Source organism: Streptomyces sp. NPDC058683 (assembly GCF_042716195.1).
Taxonomy (GTDB): Bacteria; Actinomycetota; Actinomycetes; order Streptomycetales; family Streptomycetaceae; genus Streptomyces.
The window spans coordinates 73,082-93,287 of sequence record NZ_JBHXSK010000049.1 but is presented as its reverse complement, the minus strand read 5'-3'; the positions used below and the strand labels follow the sequence as shown (position 1 = coordinate 93,287).

Genomic DNA, 20,206 nt, shown 5'->3' with positions numbered 1-20,206 from the left:
GGAGGATTCCGGGGCGCCCCAACGGCGTTGCCGACCGGCCGGGGAGAGGTCAGCCGAGCGGAATCCCGTTCACCGGCAGGCCGTGGGTGGGCATGCCCTGGACCGGCAGTCCGCCGAGGAGGCCGGCGACGGGCTTGGTCGGGCCACCGCCGAGCAGCTGCTCGGCGGCCGGCTGGGCGGTGGCAAGACCGGCGGCGAGGGCGGTCTGCCCCTGCGCCAGGGCCTCACCGGCCCCCGGCAGGGCCTTGGAGACGTTCTCGGCCGGCAGCGTCTTGGTGACGGTGTCCAGGGCCTGCGAGGAGTCCGGGACGGCCGGGGCCGCGTTGGCCGCGCCCGCGCCGGCAGCGGCGAAGGCGGCACCGAGAGCGGCGACACCGAGGGTCTTGGCAGCAGACTGCTTCATCGTTGATGCGTCCTTGGAATACGGAGACGGGGATAAATAAACGCGCTGAGCGGTCCACGACCGTAAACATGCCGGACTGCCCACCGCAAACACCGAAATGCGGACGACCGGCGGGACACCGTCCGCTTTCCGGACCCCGACGGGTCACCCGATCAGCCCTGCGGATCGACAGAACCGCTGGTGGAGGCGGCCTGCTGGAACAGCCATTCGGATTTCAGCTCCGCATAACCCGGCTTGACGACGTCACTGATCATGGCGAGTCGTTCATCGAAAGGAATGAACGCTGATTTCATCGCATTGACGGAGAACCACTGCAGATCATCGAGCGTGTAACCGAATGCCTCGACGAGGTGCTCGAATTCCCGGCTCATGCTGGTCCCGGACATCAGCCGGTTGTCCGTGTTCACGGTGGCCCGGAAGTGCAGCCGGCGCAGCAGCCCGATCGGGTGCTCGGCATAGGAGTCGGCGGCCCCGGTCTGGAGGTTGGAGCTGGGGCACAGCTCCAGCGGGATCCGCTTGTCACGGACATAGGAGGCGAGGCGGCCGAGCTTGACCGTGCCGTCCTCGTGGACCTGGATGTCGTCGATGATCCGCACGCCGTGGCCGAGCCGGTCGGCGCCGCACCACTGGAGGGCCTGCCAGATGGACGGCAGCCCGAAGGCCTCGCCGGCGTGGATGGTGAAGTGGTTGTTCTCGCGCTTGAGGTACTCGAAGGCGTCGAGGTGCCGGGTGGGCGGGTAGCCGGCCTCGGCGCCGGCGATGTCGAAGCCGACGACGCCCAGGTCCCGGTAGCGGTTGGCCAGCTCGGCGATCTCCAGGGAGCGGGCCGCGTGCCGCATGGCGGTGAGCAGGGCGCCGACCCGGATCCGCCGGCCGCCCTCCCTGGCGAGCGCCTCGCCCTGCCGGAAGCCCTCGTTGACGGCCTCGACGACCTCTTCGAGGGACAGACCCCTTTCGAGATGCTGCTCGGGCGCATACCGCACCTCGGCGTATACGACGCCGTCCTCGGCGAGGTCCTCGGCGCACTCGCGCGCGACCCGCACCAGGGCGTCCCGGGTCTGCATGACCCCGACGGTGTGCGAGAAGGTCTCCAGGTACCGCTCCAGCGAACCGGAGTCGGCGGCCTCCCGGAACCAGAGACCGAGCTTGTCCGGATCGGACTCGGGAAGCCCGGTGTAGCCGGTCTCCCGCGCGAGGTCGGCGACGGTGCCGGGGCGCAGACCGCCGTCGAGATGGTCGTGCAGCAGAACCTTCGGTGCCCGGCGGATCTGCTCCGGCGTCGGGATGTTCGCGATGCTCTGGCTCGTCATTTCCGCACTGTAACTCCTACGCGCGTAGATCGCTCGGTACTCGGTGAATTCCGTTTCCCGTCGATACGCAACGGTGACCGCACGGACGGGTCGCGTACACCGCTTCTTCTGACACTGTTCTGTCATGGCACAGCAATCGACGCCGGTCCGAACGGCCAGGCTGGGCAGGGCAGTCGGCCAGGAGCCGACGACGGTGAGCGGAGCGGTCCTGCTGCTCCCGGGCGGTGAGGAGATCTCCGCCCGCAAACCGTCCCTCGTATGGGCGACACCCTTCGTCCGCGCACTCGGACGCCGGCTCGCCCGGGACGGCCGGGACGAGGGGCTGGCCGCGCACATCGTCCACTACCGCTATCGCGGCTGGAACGGCGACGAGGCGCATCTCGCGGGGGACGCGAACTGGGCGGCCGACGAGGTGGTACGGCGGTACGGCGATGTCCCGGTGTGCCTGCTGGGTCTGGGCATGGGCGGCCGGGCCGCGCTGCGCGCGGGCGGCCATGAAGCCGTCAACTCGGTCGTCTCCATCGCCCCCTGGCTGCCGGAGGCGGACGAGGCGGCGCCCGAGGAACCGGTACGGCAGCTGGTGGGGCGCCGGGTGCTGATCGTGCACGGCACGAACGACGAACGGACCGATCCGGAGCAGTCGTTCCGGCTGGCGGCGCGGGCGAAGAAGGCGAACCGGGAGGTGTGCCGGTTCGAGGTGCACTCGGACGGGCACGGGTTGCATCAGCACCGGGACGAAGTGCTGGCGCTGGCTTCGGACTTCGTGCTGGGGGCGTTGTTCGGGTATGCGGTGTCGCGGCCGGTGGAGGACGCGTTGGCCGCGCCGCCGCCGATCGGGTTGCGGATGCCGCTTGCGGCGGGGTTCGGGCGGTCGCTCCGTAAGGGCTGATGTCCGGTTTCGGAGTGCGGGTGCGTGGTGGCTGGTCGCGCCCACGCGGCGGAGCCGCATATGGACAGAGCCCCGCGCCCCTGACGGGGCGCGCTGTTCCCTAGGTGGGAAGCAAGTTGCCCCTTCTCGACAGCAGGAAGCGCTTGAAGGCTGCTACCGGAGGAGTGTCCGGGTGGCCGTCCAGCCATGCCACGCCGATTTCCCTCGCCGCCCTCGGCGCCGTGACCGTCAGTTCCACGACTCCCGGGCGGGGAAACGCGGGTGGGGGGAGCAAGGCAACCCCCAGCCCGGCCGCCACCAAGCCCCTCAAGGTCTCCGCCTCCTCGCCCTCGAAGGCGATCCGCGGGCGGAAGCCGGCCTCCTTGCACAGGTCGTCGGTGATGCGGCGCAGACCGTAGCCCGGCTCCAGGGTCACGAACGTCTCGTCGGCCGCTTCGGCGAGGCGGATGCGCTTGCGGGCGGCGAGTGGGTGGTCCGCGGGAACCACCAGGCGCAGCTTCTGTTCGTCCAGGCGCCGGGCGACCAGGTCGGGGGCGTCCGGCACCGGGGAGGTGAGGCAGAGGTCCAGCTCGCCCGCCCGGAGCTTCTCGATCATCGCCTCGCCGTAGTTCTGGACGAGGCTGAAGCGGACCCGGGGATGGTCGACGCGGAAGGCCTGGAGGAGGCCGGGGACGGTCTCCGCACCCATCGTGTGCAGGAAGCCGAAGGCGACCTTGCCGGTGGTGGGGTCGGCGTCGGCGCGTACCTCGTCGGCGGCGCGCTGGACCTCGGCGAGGGCGCGTTCGACCGAGGTGAGGAAGGTGCGGCCGGCGGGAGTGAGGGAGACCGTGCGGCCGTGCCGGGTGAAGAGGCCGACGCCGAGGTCCTGCTCCAGGCGGGCCATCGCGCGCGAGAGGGTGGACTGCGGGACGTTGAGCTCCTGCGCGGCCCCGGTGACATGCTCCGTGCGGGCCACGCCGGCGAAGTACGCGAGGCGTGGAGCCAGCAACATCGTCATGTCTTCTGTGTCACTGTCCGGTGACAGGCGCTTGGCTGACCTCTGCTGATGCTCCATGGGAACGATTATGGCGATTCCATGCATTGGACGGATCAAAAAGGGGTCCGTACGTTCGAGGTATGTCTCCCGCCAGTACCGGGGCGTCCACCGCCATGGACGCCGCAGCAACCGTCCCCGCCTCCGACACCTCCGACTCCCGTATGACCCCGGGCGGCCCCGGCTACCGCCGGATGAGCTTCGCCCTCTTCCTCTCCGGTGTCGCGACCTTCGCCCTCCTCTACTCCACGCAGGCGCTGCTGCCGCTGATCTCGGACGGCTTCGGGGTGAGCGCGAGCGACGCGAGCTGGACGGTGGCGGCGGCGACCGGCGGTCTGGCGCTGTTCGTCATCCCGATGAGCGCCCTGTCCGAGCGTTTCGGGCGCCGTACGGTCATGACCGCGTCGCTGGCGGTGGCGGTGACCGTGGGTCTGCTGGTCCCCTTCGCGCCGTCGCTGGGCGTGCTGGTGGTGCTGCGCGGCATCCAGGGCGCGGCGCTGGCCGGGCTGCCGGCCTCGGCGCAGGCCTACCTCGCCGAGGAGGTCCGCCCGAGGGCACTGGTCACGGCGATAGGCCTGTTCGTCGCGGGCAACAGTGTCGGCGGGATGAGCGGCCGGGTCATCACCGGCTGGGTCGCGCAGGAGTGGGGCTGGCGGGTCGCGCTGGGCGTCATCGGCGTGATCGCGGTCGGCTGCGCGGTGGCCTTCCGGCTGCTCCTCCCGGCCCCGCGGCACTTCAGGGCGGGCTCGCTGCACCCGCGCCGGCTGCTCGGCACGGTCCGCGACCATCTGGCCAACCCGCTGCTGCGCCGCCTGTACGCGATCGGCGCGCTCTTCATGACCGTCTTCGGCGGCGTGTACACGGTGATCGGCTACCGCCTGACCGAGGCACCGTTCTCGCTCCCCCAGGGCGTCATCGGCTCGATCTTCCTCGTCTACCTGGTCGGTACGGTGTCGGCGTCCACGGCGGGCCGTCTGGTCGGCCGGCTCGGCCGCCGGGGCGCCCTCTACCTGGGCGGCGGAACGACGGCCGTGGGCCTGCTGCTCTCGCTGGCCGACTCACTCCCGCTGGTCCTGCTGGGCCTCGTCCTGATCACCGCGGGCTTCTTCGCGGGCCACGCGGTGGCCTCCTCGGCGGTCAGCAAGACCGCCACCCACGGCCGGGCCCAGGCCTCCGCCATCTACCAGTCCGCGTACTACATCGGCTCCAGCGCGGGCAGCACGGTGGGCGCGCTGGCCTTCCACGCGAGCGGCTGGTCGGGCACGGTGGGGGTGGCCCTGCTGGCGATCGCGGGCGTGGTGGCCATCACGGTGCTGGGCTCGGTGGCGGCCCGCCGGCACGTCGTGGCCACCGCCCACTGAAGCGCCCCCACAGAGGCGCGGGGGCTCTCCGGTCCGTGTGCGGTGAAGCCCGGTCCGTGTGCGGTGAAGCAGGGCGAGCGCGAAAGAAGATCACTACTCTGCACGAGTGCTCTCATACGATGAGTTGACCTCTCCGGAGCGTGAGTTGTGGGACGCGTTCCCCGAGGGACGCCGCGTGGATCTGCGCACGGGTGTGCCCGAGGACGACCGTGTCGCCGGGGGCGGGCGGTGGGGCCCCGGACGGACGGTGCGGGGCGCCGTGATCGTGACGCTCCTCCTGGGCGCGAACACCGCGCAACCGGGCGCCGTCGCGTGTCTGAGGCTCGCCGGGGCGAGGATAGCCGGGCCCCTCGATCTGGCCGGCGCGCAGATCGGTCAGTCCCTCTGGATCGAGGACTGCTGGTTCGAGGAGCCGGTGAACCTCTTCGGGGCGTCGACACAGACGCTCGTGATCACCGGCAGCCGGATACCCGGCATCGACGCCGGGTCGGCGCGCGTCGAGGGAAACGTCGACCTGCGGCGCTCCCTCGTGGAGAGTGGCGCCGGCTCGCCCTTCAACCACGACATCACCGCCCTGTCGCTCACCAACGCCCGGGTGACCGGCGGAGTGGTCCTCAACAAGGCCGAGATCGACGCGCCCGGAGGCTGGGCCGTGGCCGCCGGTGGCCTGGTCATGGAAGGGGGCGTCTTCTGCCGGGGCGGGTTCGTCGCACGGGGTGAAGTGCGTCTGCTGGGCGCGCAGTTGCCGGGCGGACTCTTCATGCAGGGCGCACAGCTGACGGACCCCGGTCCACGCGGAGTGTCGCTCGCCCTGGACAACGCCGCGGCCTCGACGCTCGACTTCTCCGACGGGTTCACCGCGAACGGGACCGTACAGCTGCGCGGTACCCGGGCCTCGGGCACCCTGACCTTCGAAGGAGCCCTCCTGAACGGGCGGCCCGACGGCCAGGGCCCGGCTCTGGCCGCCGCGCTGATGCAGGCCGTCGACTTCGACTTCACCCCCGCCCGATCGCCGTCCGGCGCCGTGGACCTGCAAGGCGCGCAGGTGTCCTACCTCCACGACAGCGAGCACAGCTGGCCGGACGTGGTGGAGTTGGACGGCTTCGTCTACGGCTCCATCAAGGTGGCGGAGACGGGCGAGCGGCGGGATTCCGTGGCCCACCGCGTGGCGTGGATACGACGCAGCCCCGGCTACAACCCCCAGCCCTACGAGCAGTTGGCGAGCTGGTACCGGAAGGCCGGTCACGACGACGACGGCCGCCGCGTACTCCTGGCCAAACAGCGCCATCGGCGTCGGACCCTGCGCCCGGCCGCGCGCGCGTGGGGGCACCTGCTCGACGCGACCGTCGGCTACGGCTACCGCCCCTGGCTGGCCGGCGTCTGGCTCCTCGCACTGACCCTGCTGGGCACGCTCGCCTTCGGCACCCACTCCCCCAGACCGGTCCAACGAGGCGACGTCACCCCGTTCCAGCCCCTCGTCTACACCCTCGACCTCCTGATCCCCTTCGGTGGTCTGGGCCAGCGCACCGCCTGGTACTGGCCGGACGGCGGCCTCCAGTGGCTGGCCTACCTCATGGTCGCCCTCGGCTGGGTACTGACGACCGCCCTCGTCACGGGCGTCACCCGCACCCTGCAGAAGAACTAGCGGCCGGCGCCCGCCGGCATCTGCTCATGTCCGTGAAGCAACTTGCCTGACCTGGGCTTTTCTGCACTCCGGGGGCCATTGTCAGTGGGCTGCGGTAGCTTCCAGGTGCTGGAGCGCAACGGCGCGCGGACAGGAACGGCCACAGGGGTGGGTGGACGGAAATGAGCAACAGCACGGCGACGGCGGAGCTGGACGTCGCACTGGAGAAGTACCGGACCGAGCTGACCGGGTACTGCTACCGGATGCTCGGCTCGTCGTTCGAGGCCGAGGACGCCGTCCAGGACACCCTGGTGCGGGCCTGGCGGAGCTACGACAAGTTCGAGGGCCGCTCCAGTCTGCGGTCGTGGCTGTACCGGATCGCGACCAACGTCTGCCTGGACATGCTGTCCGCGGGCAACAAGCGGGCCCGTCCGATGGATCTCTCCGAGTCGACCCCGCTGGCCCGGGCGGCGCTGGCGCCCCGGCCCGACAACACCTGGCTGGAGCCGGTCCCGGACGCACGGGTGCTGCCGACCGTGGAGGACCCGGCGGAGGCGGCCGTGGCCAAGGAGTCCGTCCGCCTCGCCTTCATGGCCGCGCTGCAGCAGCTGCCGCCGAAGCAGCGGGCGGTGCTGATCCTGCGCGAGGTGCTGGCCTGGAAGGCCAACGAGGTGGCCGAACTGCTCGGCACCACCGTCGCCTCGGTCAACAGCGCCCTGCAGCGGGCCCGGGCCACCCTGGCCGAGCAGCAGCAGTCGGGCGCCGCCGCCGACGTCTCCGACCCGCTCGACGAGGAACAGCAGAAGCTCCTGGAGCGCTATGTCGCGGCCTTCGAGGGGTACGACATGACGGCGCTGACGGCGCTCCTCCACGAGGACGCCATCATGACGATGCCGCCGTTCGACCTGTGGCTCGTCGGCCACGAGGACATCGCCGGCTTCATGACCACCATCGGCTCCGCCTGCGAGGGCTCGCGGCTGTTCCCGGTCCAGGTCAACGGCCTGCCCGGGTTCGCCCAGTACAAGCCCGACCCGGACACCGGCGGCTGGAGCCCCTGGTCGATCCAGGTCCTGGAGATCTCAGACGGCCGGCTGACCGGGTTCCACTTCTTCCTCGACACCAAGCGCTGGTTCCCGCTCTTCGACCTCCCCCTCCACCTGGAGGCGAAGGCCGACGAAGCGGAGGAGGGAGCGTAGGGCGGGGTCGGGGTCCCGCAGCCGGATCCGCCCTCCGGCCCGGCGGGCCGTCAGCTCCAGCCGGGCCAGCAGATCGACGGCCGCCAGTCCGGGCGGCCCGATCCCGGCGACGTCACAGACGACGATCCCGGCTGCGCCGCCCGCCAGCAGCGCCCGCACCTCGGCACACAGCCCGGCCACCGCGTCCTTGGCGACGGGGCCGGGCAGCACGAGCACGGCGGGGGGCATGGCATCCACGAACCGGTAGACCGCCGTCGGCTCGACAACTCATCGGTAGGGTGGCGGGCTTCCGTACGATGGTCGCGCAGATCACAGGGATCACAACGTTGACCTGCACCTGACCGACCCCGAGGGTTAACTGTATGCCCCACGGATCAGCGAAGCCCTACCCGTCCGACGGTCTCCTCCCCCGCGAGGGGGTCCCGTGCAGGGGGTGCTGAGCGGCTTCGCGGTCATCGCGATCGTCATCGGGGTGGGATACGTCCTGGGCCGCGGCGGCCACCTCGGGGTCAACGGCCGCGAGGTCCTCACCAAGCTCGCCTTCCACGTCGCCTCCCCCGCCCTGCTCTTCACCACGCTCGCGAAGGCCGACCTGGCGGTGATCTTCTCCAGCCGCCTCCTGGTCACAGCCCTGAGCACGGCAGCGGCCGCGGGCGCGTTCGTGGCGGTGGGTGCCGGGCGCCACTGGGGCGTGGGCCGTACGACGATCGGTGCGCTGTGCTCCAGCTACGTCAACTCCGGCAACCTCGGCATCCCGATCGCGGTGTACGTGCTGGGCGACGCGTCCCTGGTGGCCCCGGTCCTGCTCTTCCAGGTGGTCGTCCTCACCCCGGTCGCCCTCACGGTGCTGGACCTGTCGGGCATGGGCGAGAAGGGCCCCTGGTGGCGCCGGCTCCTCGCCCCGCTCCGCAACCCGATAGCCGTCGGCTCCCTCACCGGAGTCCTGGTCTCGGCGCTCGGCATCCACCTCCCCGGCCCGGTGATGGACCCCCTGACCCTGATCGGCAACATGTCCGTCCCGGCCGTCCTGCTCGCCTTCGGCATCTCCCTGCACGGCAGCACCCCGCCCGGCCGGGGCCGCGACCGCCACCCGGTGTTCCTCTCGGTGGCCCTGAAGTCGGTCGGCCAGCCACTGGTGGCCTGGGCCCTGGCGTCAACAGTCTTCGACCTGCACGGCGCGCCCCTGCTGGACGTGACGGTGACGTCCGCGCTACCGGCCGCGCAGAACCTCTACACCTACGCCAGCACCTACCGCGTCGGCGAGGAACTGGCCCGGGACTCGATCCTGCTGTCGACGGTGCTGGCGGTACCGGTACTGGTGGTGATCGCGGCGCTGCTGGGGTGACTCACAGATCACTCGTGGACGCGTCGAACACGCCGAACGGGACCGGTGCAGGTCCACCGATCCCGTTCACCCGATCGAGCCGTGACACCAGCGGCCTCCGGCCGCGGGGCCTGGTCAGGCGATGCGTTCCAGCACGACGGGGGACGCCGTGAACTCCGTGCCGGCGGCCGCGATGTCGTACGAACCCTCCACCGACTGGAGCGCGTACTCGAAGCGGTCCGGGGTGTCCGTGTGGAGGGTCAGGAGGGGCTGGCCCGCCGTGACCGTGTCGCCGGGCTTGGCGTGGAGTTCGACGCCCGCGCCCGCCTGCACCGGGTCCTCCTTGCGGGCGCGGCCCGCGCCCAGGCGCCAGGCGGCGACGCCGATGCCGTAGGCGTCCAGGCGGGTCAGGACGCCGGACGACGGCGCCTTGATCACGTGCTGTTCCTTCGCCACCGGGAGCACCGCGTCCGGGTCGCCGCCCTGGGCCGCGATCATCCGGCGCCAGACGTCCATCGCCGAGCCGTCGGCCAGCGCCTTCGCCGGGTCGGCGTCCTTCAGGCCGGCCGCGTCGAGCATCTCGCGGGCCAGGGCGAGGGTCAGTTCGACGACATCGGAAGGACCGCCGCCGGCCAGGACCTCGACCGACTCGCGGACCTCCAGGGCGTTGCCCGCCGTGAGACCGAGGGGGGTGGACATGTCGGTGAGGAGCGCGACCGTCCGCACGCCGTGGTCGGTGCCGAGGCCGACCATGGTCGAGGCCAGCTCGCGGGCGTCGGCGAGCGTCTTCATGAAGGCGCCGGTGCCGACCTTCACGTCCAGGACCAGGGAGCCGGTGCCCTCGGCGATCTTCTTCGACATGATCGAGGAGGCGATCAGCGGGATCGCCTCGACCGTGCCGGTCACGTCGCGGAGCGCGTACAGCTTCTTGTCGGCGGGGGCCAGGCCGTCGCCGGCCGCGCAGATCACCGCGCCGGTGGTGTCCAGCACGTTCAGCATCTCCTCGTTGGAGAGCAGGGCGCGCCAGCCGGGGATCGACTCCAGCTTGTCCAGGGTGCCGCCGGTGTGGCCGAGGCCCCGGCCGGAGAGCTGGGGTACGGCCGCGCCGCAGGCCGCGACCAGGGGGGCCAGCGGGAGGGTGATCTTGTCGCCGACGCCGCCCGTGGAGTGCTTGTCGGCGGTCGGGCGGGACAGGGAGGAGAACTCCATGCGCTCGCCGGAGGCGATCATCGCCGCCGTCCAGCGGGCGATCTCGCGGCGGTTCATGCCGTTGAGGAGGATGGCCATCGCGAGCGACGACATCTGCTCGTCGGCGACCTCGCCGCGGGTGTACGCGTCGATGACCCAGTCGATCTGCTCGTCGCTGAGCTCACCGCTGTCCCGCTTGGTGCGGATGACGGAGATGGCGTCCATGGCCATGACGTTCCCTTCGAAGCATTGCGAAGCGTACGGCCCCTCCCGACGAGGAGGGGCCGTACGGGAGTTACTTGGTGAGATGGGCCGGGCCGAAGGCCTGGGGCAGCATCTCGGAGAGGGGCAGGACGCCCTCCGGGGTGTCCAGAAGGAGGTCCGGGCCGCCGAACTCGTAGAGCAGCTGGCGGCAGCGGCCGCACGGGACGAGCAGGCCGCCCGTGCCGTCCACGCAGGTGAAGTGGGTCAGCCGGCCGCCGCCCGTGCGCTGGAGCTCGGAGACAAGACCGCACTCGGCGCACAGGCCCAGGCCGTAGGACGCGTTCTCCACGTTGCAGCCGGAGACCGTACGGCCGTCGTCGACCAGGGCGGCGACCCCGACCGGGAACCCGGAGTACGGCGCGTAGGCGTGGGACATGGCCTCCCGCGCCTCGGCCCGCAGGGCCTCCCAGTCGAAGCCGGCGGCCTCGGTGGTCACTTGCCCTGTCCCTTCCGGTACGGCAGGCCGTCCGCCTTCGGCATCCGCAGGGACTGCGCGGACAGCGAGAGCACCAGCAGGGTGACGAGGTACGGGGTCGCGGTCACGAGCTGCCGCGGGACCTCGTCGGTGGTGGCGTACCAGATGAACATCAGGACCGAGATGACGATCGTGATGACGGCCGGGACGTACTTCTTGCGCCAGGCCAGGTAGACCGCGCCGAAGACCAGCAGGATCGCGAGCAGCAGGATCAGCGCGTGCACGTTGACCGTGCCGCCGCGCAGGTTGAGGCTGTCGGTGTAGCCGAACAGGCCCGCGCCGAGCGCCAGTCCGCCCGGCATCCAGTTGCCGAAGATCATCGCGGCGAGACCGATGTAACCGCGGCCGGCCGTCTGGCCGTCCAGGTAGACGTTCGAGGCGACGATCGAGAGGAACGCGCCGCCGAGGCCGGCGAAGCCACCGCTGATGATCACCGCGATGTACTTGTACTTGTAGACGTTGACGCCGAGCGACTCGGCCGCGACCGGGTTCTCACCGCAGGAGCGCAGGCGCAGGCCGAAAGCCGTGCGCCACAGCACCCACCAGGTGATCGGGACGAGGGCGACGGCGATGACCGTCAGCGGGGAGAGGTCGGTGAGCAGACCGCCCACCAGGCCCCCGATGTCCGAGATCAGGAACCAGTGCTTCTCGTTGAGCGTGTCCAGCCAGTCGGACAGGCCTGGCACGCTGAACGTGCCCAGCGAGTCGATCGGCGGGGACTGCTTGGAGGAGCCGCCGGGGGCGTCCTCGAAGGTGAACTTCGAGAGATAGCGGGTGGCGCCCAGGGCGAGGATGTTCAGGGCCACACCGGAGACGATGTGGTTGACGTTGAAGGTGACGGTCGCGACGGCGTGCAGCAGGGCGCCGAGCGCGCCGCCGATGATGCCGAAGATCACGCCGACCCAGGGGCCCCACTGGTAGCCGGCCCAGGCACCGAACCAGGTGCCGAGGATCATCATGCCTTCGAGGCCGATGTTGACGACGCCCGCGCGCTCGGCCCACAGACCGCCCAGACCGGCGAGGCCGATCGGGACGGCCAGGCGCAGCGCGGTGGACATCTGGCCGGTGGAGGTGATGCCCTCGGCGCCGGTGATCAGCCGGACGGCCGAGGTCAGGATCAGTACGCCGGCGATGACCAGCAGGAGTACCGGGAGCGACATTCGGCGGCCGCCCTTGCCGGGCTGCTTCGCCTGCGGCTTGGCGATGGTCGCGGTGGACATCAGGCCGCCACCTCCTTCTTGGTGTTCTGGGCGGCGGCCGCGGCGAGCTCCGCGCCGACCTGGCGCTGCTGGCGGCGCAGGCCCCACTGGCGTACGGCTTCGTAGGAGATGACCACGGAGAAGACGATCAGGCCCTGCATGATCGTGGCGATCTCCTTCTCGTACGCCACCGGGGTCGCGTAGTCGAGGGCGGGCGAGGCCTTGTCGAGGAAGGCCCAGAGCAGGGCGGCGAAGGCGATGCCGCCGGGGTTGTTGCGGCCGAGCAGGGCGATGCCGATGGCGGTGAAGCCGAGGCCGGCCGGGAAGCTCAGGCTGTAGGTGTGGGTGTCGCCGAGCAGCAGCGGGAGGCCCGCGAGACCGGAGACGGCGCCGGAGATCAGCATGGAGATGAGGACCATGCGCTTGGCGTCGACGCCGGAGGCGGCCGCGGCGGACTCGGAGGCGCCGGTGGCGCGCAGGTCGAAGCCGAAGCGGGTGCGGTTGAGGACCACCCAGTAGGCGATGCCGAGGGCGATGGCGACGAACACCATGCCGTAGATCTCGCCGACGTCCGAGCCCAGGTCGATGCCCGGGAACCAGCCGGACTTCTTCATGTCGCCGGTCGTCATGTTGTTGCCGACCTGGACACCCCAGATGTTGGCGAGGGTGACATAGCCGATGACGCTGGTGGCGATGGCGTTCAGCATGATCGTGGAGACGACCTCGCTGACCCCTCGGGTGACCTTGAGGACGCCCGCGATGCCGGCCCAGAAGGCGCCGGTGAACATGGCGACCAGGAGCAGCATCGGGATCTGCAGGAAGGCGGGCAGGCCGACGTTGGCGCCGACCACGGCCGTCATCACGGCGGCGAGGCGGTACTGGCCGTCGACGCCGATGTTGAACAGGTTCATCCGGAAGCCGAGGGCGACCGCGATGGCCGCGATGTAGTACATCGCCGCCTGGTTGATGATCAGCACCTGGATGTCCGAGTACGGCAGCTGCTGGAGCATCAGGGAGTACGGCTCGAACGGATTGCGGTCCGAGGCGAGCAGCACGATCGACGTCAGTGCGATCGCGAGGACGAGCGCGATGACCGGGCCGGCCAGCGCCAGGAGCACCCGCTCCTTGTCGAACTTCTTCATCGGGACTCGTCCTCCGGACCAGCGGCGCCTTCGTTTGCTTCTGGGGCGGTGTCTACGTGTTCCAGGTGGCCGGACGCGGCACCCGTCATGGCGGAGCCCAGCTCCTCCGGGGTGATGGTGGCCGGGTCGGCGTCCGCGACCAGCTTTCCGTCGAAGATCACGCGCAGCGTGTCCGACAGGCCGATCAGCTCGTCGAGGTCGGCGGAGATCAGCAGCACGGCCAGGCCCTCCCGGCGGGCCTCCCGGATGCGGTCCCAGATCTGCGCCTGGGCGCCGACGTCCACACCGCGGGTGGGGTGGGCGGCGATCAGGAACTTCGGGCTGTGGCTCATCTCGCGGCCGACGATCAGCTTCTGCTGGTTGCCGCCGGAGAGGGAGGCGGCGGTGACGTCGATGCCGGGGGTGCGGACGTCGAACTCCTCGACGATCCGGCGGGTGTCGGCCTGGGCGCCCTTGATGTCCAGCCAGAAGCCCTTCGCGTTGGGCTTCTCCGTGACATGGCCGAGGATGCGGTTCTCCCAGAGCGGCGACTCCAGGAGCAGGCCCTGGCGGTGCCGGTCCTCGGGGATGTAGCCGATACCGGACTTGCGGCGCTTGCGGGTGGCCCAGGGGGTGATGTCCTCGCCGAGGAACTGGACGGTGCCGGAGTCGGCGTTGCGGGTGCCGATCAGCGCGTCGATCAGCTCGGTCTGGCCGTTGCCCTCGACACCGGCGATGCCCATGACCTCGCCGGCGTGGATGGTGAAGGTGACGTCGTCGAGGACGCGCTTGGCGGCGCCCGGGGTGGTGGCTTCGGTGAGGACGTCGGCACCGGCCGTGGCACCGGCCGAGCCGGGGGTCGCGGTCTCGGGCTGCGCGCCGAGCTCGCCGAGGGAGGCGCCGCCGCTGGCGTAGACGGTCAGGTTGCGGACGGTGATGACCGGCTTGTCGGTGACCGTGGACTCGGCGGTCTCCGGGGTGGGCAGCTCGCTGCCGACCATCAGCTCGGCGAGCTGACGCGGGGTGGTCTCGGAGGGGACCGCGGTCCCGACGGTCGTACCGCGGCGGATGACGGTGATGTCGTCGGCCACCGACAGCACCTCGCCGAGCTTGTGCGAGATGAAGATGACCGACAGGCCCTCGGACTTCAGCTCCCGCAGGTTGTCGAAGAGTGCGTCGACCTCCTGCGGGACGAGGACGGCGGTGGGCTCGTCGAGGATCAGGGTCCTGGCGCCGCGGTAGAGGACCTTGAGGATCTCCACGCGCTGCCGGTCGGCGACGCCGAGGTCCTCGACCAGGGCGTCGGGGCGGATGCCGAGGCCGTACCGGCCGGAGATCTCGCGGATCTTCTTCCGGGCGTTGCCGCCGATGCCGTACAGCTTCTCGCTGCCGAGCACCACGTTCTCGAGGACGGTCAGGTTGTCGGCCAGCATGAAGTGCTGGTGGACCATGCCGATGCCGCGCGCGATGGCGTCGGCCGGGGACGAGAAGGAGACCTGCTCGCCGTCGATCGCGATGGTGCCCTCGTCCGGCTTCTGCATGCCGTAGAGGATCTTCATCAGGGTCGACTTGCCGGCGCCGTTCTCACCGACGAGGGCATGGACGGTGCCCTTGCGGACCGACAGGTGGATGTCGTGGTTGGCTACGACACCCGGGAATCGCTTGGTGATCCCCGCCAGCTCGACCGCGGCTGTCGTCTCTGCGGTGAGCGGAGGGCTGCTGGACGCGTCGATGGCGCACTCTCCTCGGGAAAGGGGCCATCTACGCGCGTAGCGCCCCTGCTTTAAATAGTGCCCGGACCTGACCGAGCTTTTTTGACTCTCGATCCGTTCCGAGCATTCTGCCGCGCGAACGGGGTGGGTCCCCGCCGTATCCCGTCGGGATCCGGGTCTACGGCAGGGGCGCGGGAGGAAAATCCTGCCCGCACCCCGTTCCGTGGCCGTAACGCTGCCATTACGGCGCGCCTTTGACCATGTCTACGACAAGATCATGACCGCCGGGTCAGGAGGTCTTGACCGTGATCGAACCGTTCTTGATGCCGTCCTCGGCCTTCTTGATCGCGGCCTGCATGGCGGCGTTGTCCTTGAAGGCCGGGTTGGAGTCGGACAGGCTCACGCCGCCGGTGGCCAGGCTGGCGCGGATCTCGCCGGTCTCCGGCTTGCCGTCGTGGACGGACTTGGCCAGGTTGTAGACCGCGCCCGCGACGTCCTTCATGGCCGAGGTGAGGATGGAGTCCTTGTACTGGGCCAGCGCGTCCTGCTTGTACTGGTCGGAGTCGACGCCGATCGCCCACACCTTGTGCGCGGCGGCGGACTTGATGACGCCCTGGCCGGAGAGGCCGGCAGCGGCGTAGACGACGTCCGCACCGGCGTCGATCTGGCCGTCGGCCGCGTTCTCGCCCTTGTCGGGGCTGGAGAAGCCGCCCTCGGCGGCGGTCTCGGTCAGGTACTGCGACTTGACCTTGACGCCCTTCTTGGTGTCCGCGACGCCCTGCTCGAAGCCGGCCTCGAACTTGTGGATCAGCGGCACGTCCACACCGCCGACGAAGCCGACGGTGTTGGTCTTGGTGGCCTTGGCGGCGGCGACACCGGCCAGGTAGGACGCCTGCTCCTCGTGGAAGACGAGGTCGGCGACGTTGTCGGCCTTGATGGTGTTGTCGTCGATGATGCCGAAGGTGACCTTCGGGAACTTCGCCGCGACCTCCTTGACGGCCGGCGCGTAGGAGTAGCCGACGCCGATCACCGGGTTGTAGCCGGCCTTGGCCAGGGTCTCCAGGCGCTGCGCCTTGTCCGCGTCGGACTCGCCGTCCTGCGGCTCGACGGCGGTGGACTTGTAGCCGTACTGCTGGTCGGCCTTGTCCAGGCCGGCGGTCGCGGCGTCGTTGAAGGACTGGTCGCCCTTGCCGCCGACGTCGTAGGCGAGAGCCAGACCGAGGTCCTTGCCCTTGCTCGCGGAGGACGAGGTGGAGGAGCTGCCACAGGCGGAGACTGTGACGGCGAGAGCTGCGGTTGCAACGCCTGCAACCGCGATACGGGACACCCGGCGCATGGAACTTGACTCCTTTGTGCAAGCGCCCAAACCAGGCGCTGGTTCCGCGGCAGCGTAACGCGCGTAGACGAACCGGAAAACCCCCAATGTCCGGTCCGTTATCTAGCTGTGGCCACAGTCACCGTTCAAGGCTACGCACAGCAGTGCGCCCCTTGCAGGAGGCAAGGGGCGCAGGGACTGCAACGGCGGCGTCCGGCCGGCCGCGCGTGCGCGGGACCGGCTCACCCGGCCGCTTATATATGCGGGATCACTTGGTGTTGACGGTGACCTTGCCGTCGATGATGTCCTGCTTGGCCTTGTCGACGGCCTCGACGACCTTGGTGAGGGCCTTGTACTTCGGGTTGGTGTCCGCGAAGCCGACCCCGCCGGTCTTCAGGGTGCCGTTGACGACACCGCTCTCCGGCTTGCCCTCGTAGACGGACTTCACCAGGTCGTACACCGCGCCGCCGACGTTCTTCAGCGCGGAGCCGAGGATGTAGTCCTTGTACTTGGCGAGCGCGTCCTGCGCGTACTGGTCGGAGTCGACGCCGATCGCCCACACCTTGGCGGTGGCGGCGGCCTCGATCACGCCCTGACCGGAGAGACCGGCCGCGTGGTAGATGACGTCGGCACCGGAGTCGATCTGCCCCTGGGCGGCGGTCTTGCCCTTGTCCGGGCTGGAGAAGCCGCCCTCGGCCGCGGTCTGCGTCAGGTACTGCGACTCGATCTTGATCTTCGGGTTGACCGACTTGGCGCCCTGGTCGAACCCGGCCTCGAAGGTGTGGATCAGCGGAATGTCCACGCCGCCGATGAAGCCGATGTGGTCCTTCTTGGTCGCCGAGGCGGCCGCGACACCCGCGAGGTACGACGACTGCTCGGCCGCGAAGACCATGTCGACGACGTTCTTCTCGTTGATCGTCGAGTCGTCGATCATGCCGAAGGTGATGTTCGGGTACTTGGCGGCGACCTCCTTGACGGCGGGCGCGTAGGAGTAGCCGACCCCGATGATCGGGTTGTAGCCGGCCTTGGCGAGCGTGTTGAGGCGCTGCACCTTGTCGGCGTCGGACTCGCCGTCCTGCGGCTCGATGTCCGAGCCGCCGATGCCGAACTCCTTCTCGGCCTTCTGGAAGCCGGCGTAGGCGGCGTCGTTGAAGGACTGGTCGCCCTTGCCGCCGATGTCGTAGGCAAGACCTATGCCCTTGCCGTTGTACTTGCCCGACGAGTTCGTGGCCGTGTCACCACTGTCCTGGCTGGACTTACCGCATCCGGCGGCGGCGAGGGCGATGACGGCGACGGTCACCGCGGCTTGGGAGACCCTCGTCCTGCGAGAGATTCCCCTAGAGACAAAACGCACAGCAAGCACCCCTTCGTCCCCACGGCACCGTCACCGGCCCGCTTCCCCAATCGGCCACCTGTGGTGGCGATTCGGCGCACAGTAACGCGCGTAGAAGGGAAGGGGAACGGGGTTTCTCATTGCCGTTATCGAACCGTGCCGCCCCCGGGTTACAAGGAGAGATCGCGGGTTACACCGGGGTGACACAAGGGGACGAAGGGGTACCGATCGGGCGCCTTCGTCCCCTGGGGTCAGGTGACCGTTTCTCCAGCCTTTCGATACGACTGCCGCCGTTCCCGCTAGCGGGTCGCGTCGATGAGGGCGGCGGCCGTGAACAGCTCCACCCCGACCGTGATGGCCCGCTCGTCGGCGTCGAAGTCACCCTGATGCAGGTCACGCACGGTCCGCTCGCCCGGCGTCCGCACCCCGAGCCGCGCCAGCGCGCCCGGCACATGCTCCAGGTACCAGGAGAAGTCCTCGCCGCCGAGGCTCTGCTCGGTGGTCTCGATGGAGTCGGTGCCGCGCCGGGCGGTCATCGCGTCCCGCAGCAGTTCGGTGACCACCGGGTCGTTGACGACCGGCGGCACCCCGCGCACGTAGTTGATCTCGGACTTGGCCCGGTGCAGGGTCGCGACCTCGTCGATCGCCGCGTGCACCACGTCGGGAGCCTGTCGCCAGGCGGCCAGGTCCAGGCACCGCACGGTCCCGGAGAGCTCGGCGTGCTGCGGGATGACGTTGGGCGCGTGCCCGGACTCGATCCGCCCCCAGGTCACGGCGAGCCCGCTGCGGCTGTCCACGCGCCGCGCGATGAGCGCAGGCACGTCGACGGCGACCCGGGCGGCGGCGGTGACCATGTCGGTGGTCAGATGCGGCCGGGCGGTGTGCCCGCCGGGCCCGTCCAGCGCCACCTCGATGCGGTCGCAGGCGCTGGTGATGGCGCCGTTCCTGAGCCCGATCCGCCCCGCGTCCACCCGGGGGTCGCAGTGCACGGCGATGATCCGCCCCACCCCGTCCAGCACCCCGGACGCGATGGCGTCGGCGGCACCGCCGGGCAGCACCTCCTCGGCGGGCTGGAAGAGCAGCCGTACGGGCCGCGGCAGCAGCCCCCGCTCGTGCAGCTCGGCGAGGACCAGCCCGGCGCCCAGCACCACGGCCGTGTGCACGTCGTGCCCGCACGCGTGCGCCCGGTCCGGCACGGTGGACCGGTAGGCGCACTCGGTCTTCATGTCCGGGATCGGCAGGGCGTCGATGTCGGCGCGCAGGGCGAGCACGGGCAGCCCGTCGGCCTCCGGCCCGATGTCACAGATGAGCCCGGTTCCCATGGAGAGCACCCGCGGCCTCAGACCGGCCTTCTCCAGCCGTTCCTTGATCGCGGCCGTGGTGCGGAACTCCTGGTTGCCTAGCTCGGGGTGCATGTGCAGGTCGCGCCGGAAGGCTACGAGTTCGGCGTGCAGCTCCTCGCTGAGCACGCCGGGGAGCACATCCCCTGGGAGGTCGGCCTCGGACTCTAGGGACATCAATTGGTTCACCCTCTGAAGGGTAGGACGCCCGGGGGGTCAACTGCCCCGAGATCAACAAAAGTTCAGCCCGTTAGGGGAAGAAAATCTGACCGCGATGGCATGACCTCGGACGTGGCTGGGTAAAACCTATGTTTCCTCTTCCACGCATACCACGCTGTACGGCAATCACGCCGTTTCTGTCCACGTACCGAAACGGAACCGAGCCGGAACGGCCACTTCGCCACGCGCGGCACGCCCGCCCGGTAGCGTGCGCGACCGTGACGGACTCGGAGACGACCGACTTCATAGAAACCACCCGTACGTCCTACGACGCGATCGCGAAGGACTACTCCGCCGCCTACCCCGGCCTCCCCGACCGGCCGGTGGACCTGTCCCTGATCGCCGCCTTCGCCCAGCTGGTGAAGGCGAACGGCACCGCCCCCGTGGCCGACCTGGGCAGCGGCCCCGGCCACATCACCGCGCACCTGAACGAGCTGGGGGTCCCGGCCTTCGGCATCGACCTCTCCCCCACCATGGTCACCCTGGCCCGCGAGGCCCACCCCGCGCTGCGCTTCCACCGGGGCTCGATGACGTCCCTGGACCTGCCCGACGCGACCCTGGGCGGCATCCTCGCCCTCTACTCGATCATCCACATCCCCGACGACCACCTTCCGGCGACCTTCGCCGGCTTCCACCGCGTCCTGGTCCCCGGCGGCCATGTCCTGCTGGCCTTCCAGAAGGGCGAACGGTCCGGCCTCCACGTCACCGAACGCTTCGGCCACGAGATCGACCTCCACTACCACTGGCGCCCCGCGTACGCGGTGGGCGACATGCTCGCCAAGGCGGGCCTGGAGGTGGCGGCCACCCTGATCCGCGAGCCGCTGGACGAGGAGAAGTGGCCGCGGGCGTTCGTCCTGGCCCGCAAGCCCTGACCGTACGGGGGCGCGGCGGCCGGGGGCA

At 70.2% G+C, this 20,206-nt stretch carries 18 protein-coding genes; 6 read left to right on the top strand and 12 right to left on the bottom strand.

All coding sequences use genetic code 11. The features are described 5' to 3' along the window. Positions 1-49: 49 nt before the first annotated feature. On the bottom strand, positions 50-403 hold the full coding sequence (locus tag ACFWXC_RS40655) for an ATP-binding protein (protein ID WP_384487112.1): 354 nt from the start codon (positions 401-403) through the stop codon (positions 50-52). 152 nt (positions 404-555) lie between these two features. After that, positions 556-1,713 carry an adenosine deaminase gene (locus ACFWXC_RS40650; protein WP_384487110.1) on the bottom strand — a complete coding sequence of 386 codons (1,158 nt, stop codon included), beginning with the start codon at positions 1,711-1,713 and terminating at the stop codon, positions 556-558. 124 nt (positions 1,714-1,837) lie between these two features. Between ACFWXC_RS40650 and ACFWXC_RS40645 the strand changes: the two genes are divergently transcribed. Further along, positions 1,838-2,602, top strand: coding sequence for a dienelactone hydrolase family protein (locus ACFWXC_RS40645; RefSeq protein WP_384487108.1), 765 nt, complete (start codon positions 1,838-1,840; stop codon positions 2,600-2,602). A 100-nt stretch (positions 2,603-2,702) separates the two neighbouring features. Here the strand turns inward: ACFWXC_RS40645 and ACFWXC_RS40640 are convergent, their stop codons facing one another. Continuing rightward, a complete protein-coding gene (locus ACFWXC_RS40640; protein WP_384487106.1) occupies positions 2,703-3,656 on the bottom strand; it encodes a LysR family transcriptional regulator in 954 nt (317 codons plus the stop codon). A gap of 62 nt (positions 3,657-3,718) precedes the next feature. Between ACFWXC_RS40640 and ACFWXC_RS40635 the strand changes: the two genes are divergently transcribed. The 3 genes from ACFWXC_RS40635 (at position 3,719) to ACFWXC_RS40625 (ending at position 7,816) form a co-directional block, all read left to right on the top strand. Then, complete coding sequence (locus ACFWXC_RS40635) at positions 3,719-4,996, top strand: MFS transporter (protein WP_384487104.1); 1,278 nt, start codon at positions 3,719-3,721, stop codon at positions 4,994-4,996. Positions 4,997-5,102: 106 nt separating this feature from the next. Further along, positions 5,103-6,641: an oxidoreductase gene (locus ACFWXC_RS40630; protein ID WP_384487102.1), complete on the top strand. Its 1,539-nt coding sequence runs from the start codon at positions 5,103-5,105 to the stop codon at positions 6,639-6,641. A gap of 161 nt (positions 6,642-6,802) precedes the next feature. Beyond that, the gene (locus ACFWXC_RS40625; RefSeq protein WP_384487100.1) at positions 6,803-7,816 is read left to right on the top strand and encodes a sigma-70 family RNA polymerase sigma factor; all 1,014 of its coding nucleotides are present in this window, start codon (positions 6,803-6,805) and stop codon (positions 7,814-7,816) included. Here ACFWXC_RS40625 and ACFWXC_RS40620 read toward each other — a convergent pair. Beyond that, positions 7,700-8,044 carry an STAS domain-containing protein gene (locus ACFWXC_RS40620; RefSeq protein WP_384487098.1) on the bottom strand — a complete coding sequence of 115 codons (345 nt, stop codon included), beginning with the start codon at positions 8,042-8,044 and terminating at the stop codon, positions 7,700-7,702. The genes ACFWXC_RS40625 and ACFWXC_RS40620 overlap by 117 nt on opposite strands. Positions 8,045-8,240: 196 nt before the next feature. On the opposite strand from ACFWXC_RS40620, the gene ACFWXC_RS40615 reads away from it, so the two are divergent. Continuing rightward, a complete protein-coding gene (locus tag ACFWXC_RS40615; RefSeq protein WP_384487096.1) occupies positions 8,241-9,161 on the top strand; it encodes an AEC family transporter in 921 nt (306 codons plus the stop codon). A gap of 114 nt (positions 9,162-9,275) precedes the next feature. Here ACFWXC_RS40615 and ACFWXC_RS40610 read toward each other — a convergent pair whose 3' ends face one another. The 8 genes from ACFWXC_RS40610 to ACFWXC_RS40575 form a co-directional block, all read right to left on the bottom strand. Then, positions 9,276-10,559, bottom strand: a complete 1,284-nt coding sequence (locus tag ACFWXC_RS40610; protein WP_384487094.1) for a thymidine phosphorylase — start codon at positions 10,557-10,559, stop codon at positions 9,276-9,278. A 64-nt stretch (positions 10,560-10,623) separates the two neighbouring features. Further along, positions 10,624-11,028: a cytidine deaminase gene (locus ACFWXC_RS40605; RefSeq protein ID WP_384487092.1), complete on the bottom strand. Its 405-nt coding sequence runs from the start codon at positions 11,026-11,028 to the stop codon at positions 10,624-10,626. After that, positions 11,025-12,287: an ABC transporter permease gene (locus tag ACFWXC_RS40600; protein WP_384487090.1), complete on the bottom strand. Its 1,263-nt coding sequence runs from the start codon at positions 12,285-12,287 to the stop codon at positions 11,025-11,027. Before ACFWXC_RS40600 ends, ACFWXC_RS40605 begins: the two co-directional genes overlap by 4 nt. Beyond that, entirely contained in the window at positions 12,287-13,408 is a 1,122-nt protein-coding gene (locus tag ACFWXC_RS40595) for an ABC transporter permease (protein ID WP_384487088.1), read from the bottom strand. The genes ACFWXC_RS40600 and ACFWXC_RS40595 overlap by 1 nt, the downstream gene beginning before the upstream one ends. Continuing rightward, complete coding sequence (locus ACFWXC_RS40590) at positions 13,405-15,120, bottom strand: ABC transporter ATP-binding protein (RefSeq protein ID WP_384487120.1); 1,716 nt, start codon at positions 15,118-15,120, stop codon at positions 13,405-13,407. Before ACFWXC_RS40590 ends, ACFWXC_RS40595 begins: the two co-directional genes overlap by 4 nt. 268 nt (positions 15,121-15,388) lie before the next feature. After that, positions 15,389-16,435, bottom strand: coding sequence for a BMP family protein (locus ACFWXC_RS40585; protein ID WP_384487086.1), 1,047 nt, complete (start codon positions 16,433-16,435; stop codon positions 15,389-15,391). Between the two features lie 247 nt (positions 16,436-16,682). Next, positions 16,683-17,714, bottom strand: a complete 1,032-nt coding sequence (locus ACFWXC_RS40580; RefSeq protein WP_351693168.1) for a BMP family ABC transporter substrate-binding protein — start codon at positions 17,712-17,714, stop codon at positions 16,683-16,685. 332 nt (positions 17,715-18,046) lie between these two features. Continuing rightward, positions 18,047-19,264 (bottom strand): amidohydrolase, encoded by a 1,218-nt coding sequence (locus ACFWXC_RS40575; RefSeq protein WP_384487084.1) that lies wholly within the window; start codon positions 19,262-19,264, stop codon positions 18,047-18,049. 260 nt (positions 19,265-19,524) lie between these two features. On the opposite strand from ACFWXC_RS40575, the gene ACFWXC_RS40570 reads away from it, so the two are divergent. Next, entirely contained in the window at positions 19,525-20,178 is a 654-nt protein-coding gene (locus ACFWXC_RS40570) for a class I SAM-dependent DNA methyltransferase (protein ID WP_384487082.1), read from the top strand. The last annotated feature ends 28 nt before the right edge of the window (positions 20,179-20,206 follow it).

Excerpts from the sequence above, each read along its gene's own strand:
- ACFWXC_RS40575 (WP_384487084.1), bottom strand. The coding sequence starts at position 19,264 with ATGTCCCTAGAGTCCGAGGCCGACCTCCCAGGGGATGTGCTCCCCGGC.
- ACFWXC_RS40620 (WP_384487098.1), bottom strand. The coding sequence starts at position 8,044 with ATGCCCCCCGCCGTGCTCGTGCTGCCCGGCCCCGTCGCCAAGGACGCG.
- ACFWXC_RS40650 (WP_384487110.1), bottom strand. The coding sequence starts at position 1,713 with ATGACGAGCCAGAGCATCGCGAACATCCCGACGCCGGAGCAGATCCGC.
- ACFWXC_RS40625 (WP_384487100.1), top strand. The coding sequence starts at position 6,803 with ATGAGCAACAGCACGGCGACGGCGGAGCTGGACGTCGCACTGGAGAAG.
- ACFWXC_RS40585 (WP_384487086.1), bottom strand. The coding sequence starts at position 16,435 with ATGCGCCGGGTGTCCCGTATCGCGGTTGCAGGCGTTGCAACCGCAGCT.
- ACFWXC_RS40595 (WP_384487088.1), bottom strand. The coding sequence starts at position 13,408 with ATGAAGAAGTTCGACAAGGAGCGGGTGCTCCTGGCGCTGGCCGGCCCG.
- ACFWXC_RS40645 (WP_384487108.1), top strand. The coding sequence starts at position 1,838 with ATGGCACAGCAATCGACGCCGGTCCGAACGGCCAGGCTGGGCAGGGCA.
- ACFWXC_RS40655 (WP_384487112.1), bottom strand. The coding sequence starts at position 403 with ATGAAGCAGTCTGCTGCCAAGACCCTCGGTGTCGCCGCTCTCGGTGCC.
- ACFWXC_RS40640 (WP_384487106.1), bottom strand. The coding sequence starts at position 3,656 with ATGGAGCATCAGCAGAGGTCAGCCAAGCGCCTGTCACCGGACAGTGAC.
- ACFWXC_RS40600 (WP_384487090.1), bottom strand. The coding sequence starts at position 12,287 with ATGTCCACCGCGACCATCGCCAAGCCGCAGGCGAAGCAGCCCGGCAAG.
- ACFWXC_RS40610 (WP_384487094.1), bottom strand. The coding sequence starts at position 10,559 with ATGGCCATGGACGCCATCTCCGTCATCCGCACCAAGCGGGACAGCGGT.
- ACFWXC_RS40635 (WP_384487104.1), top strand. The coding sequence starts at position 3,719 with ATGTCTCCCGCCAGTACCGGGGCGTCCACCGCCATGGACGCCGCAGCA.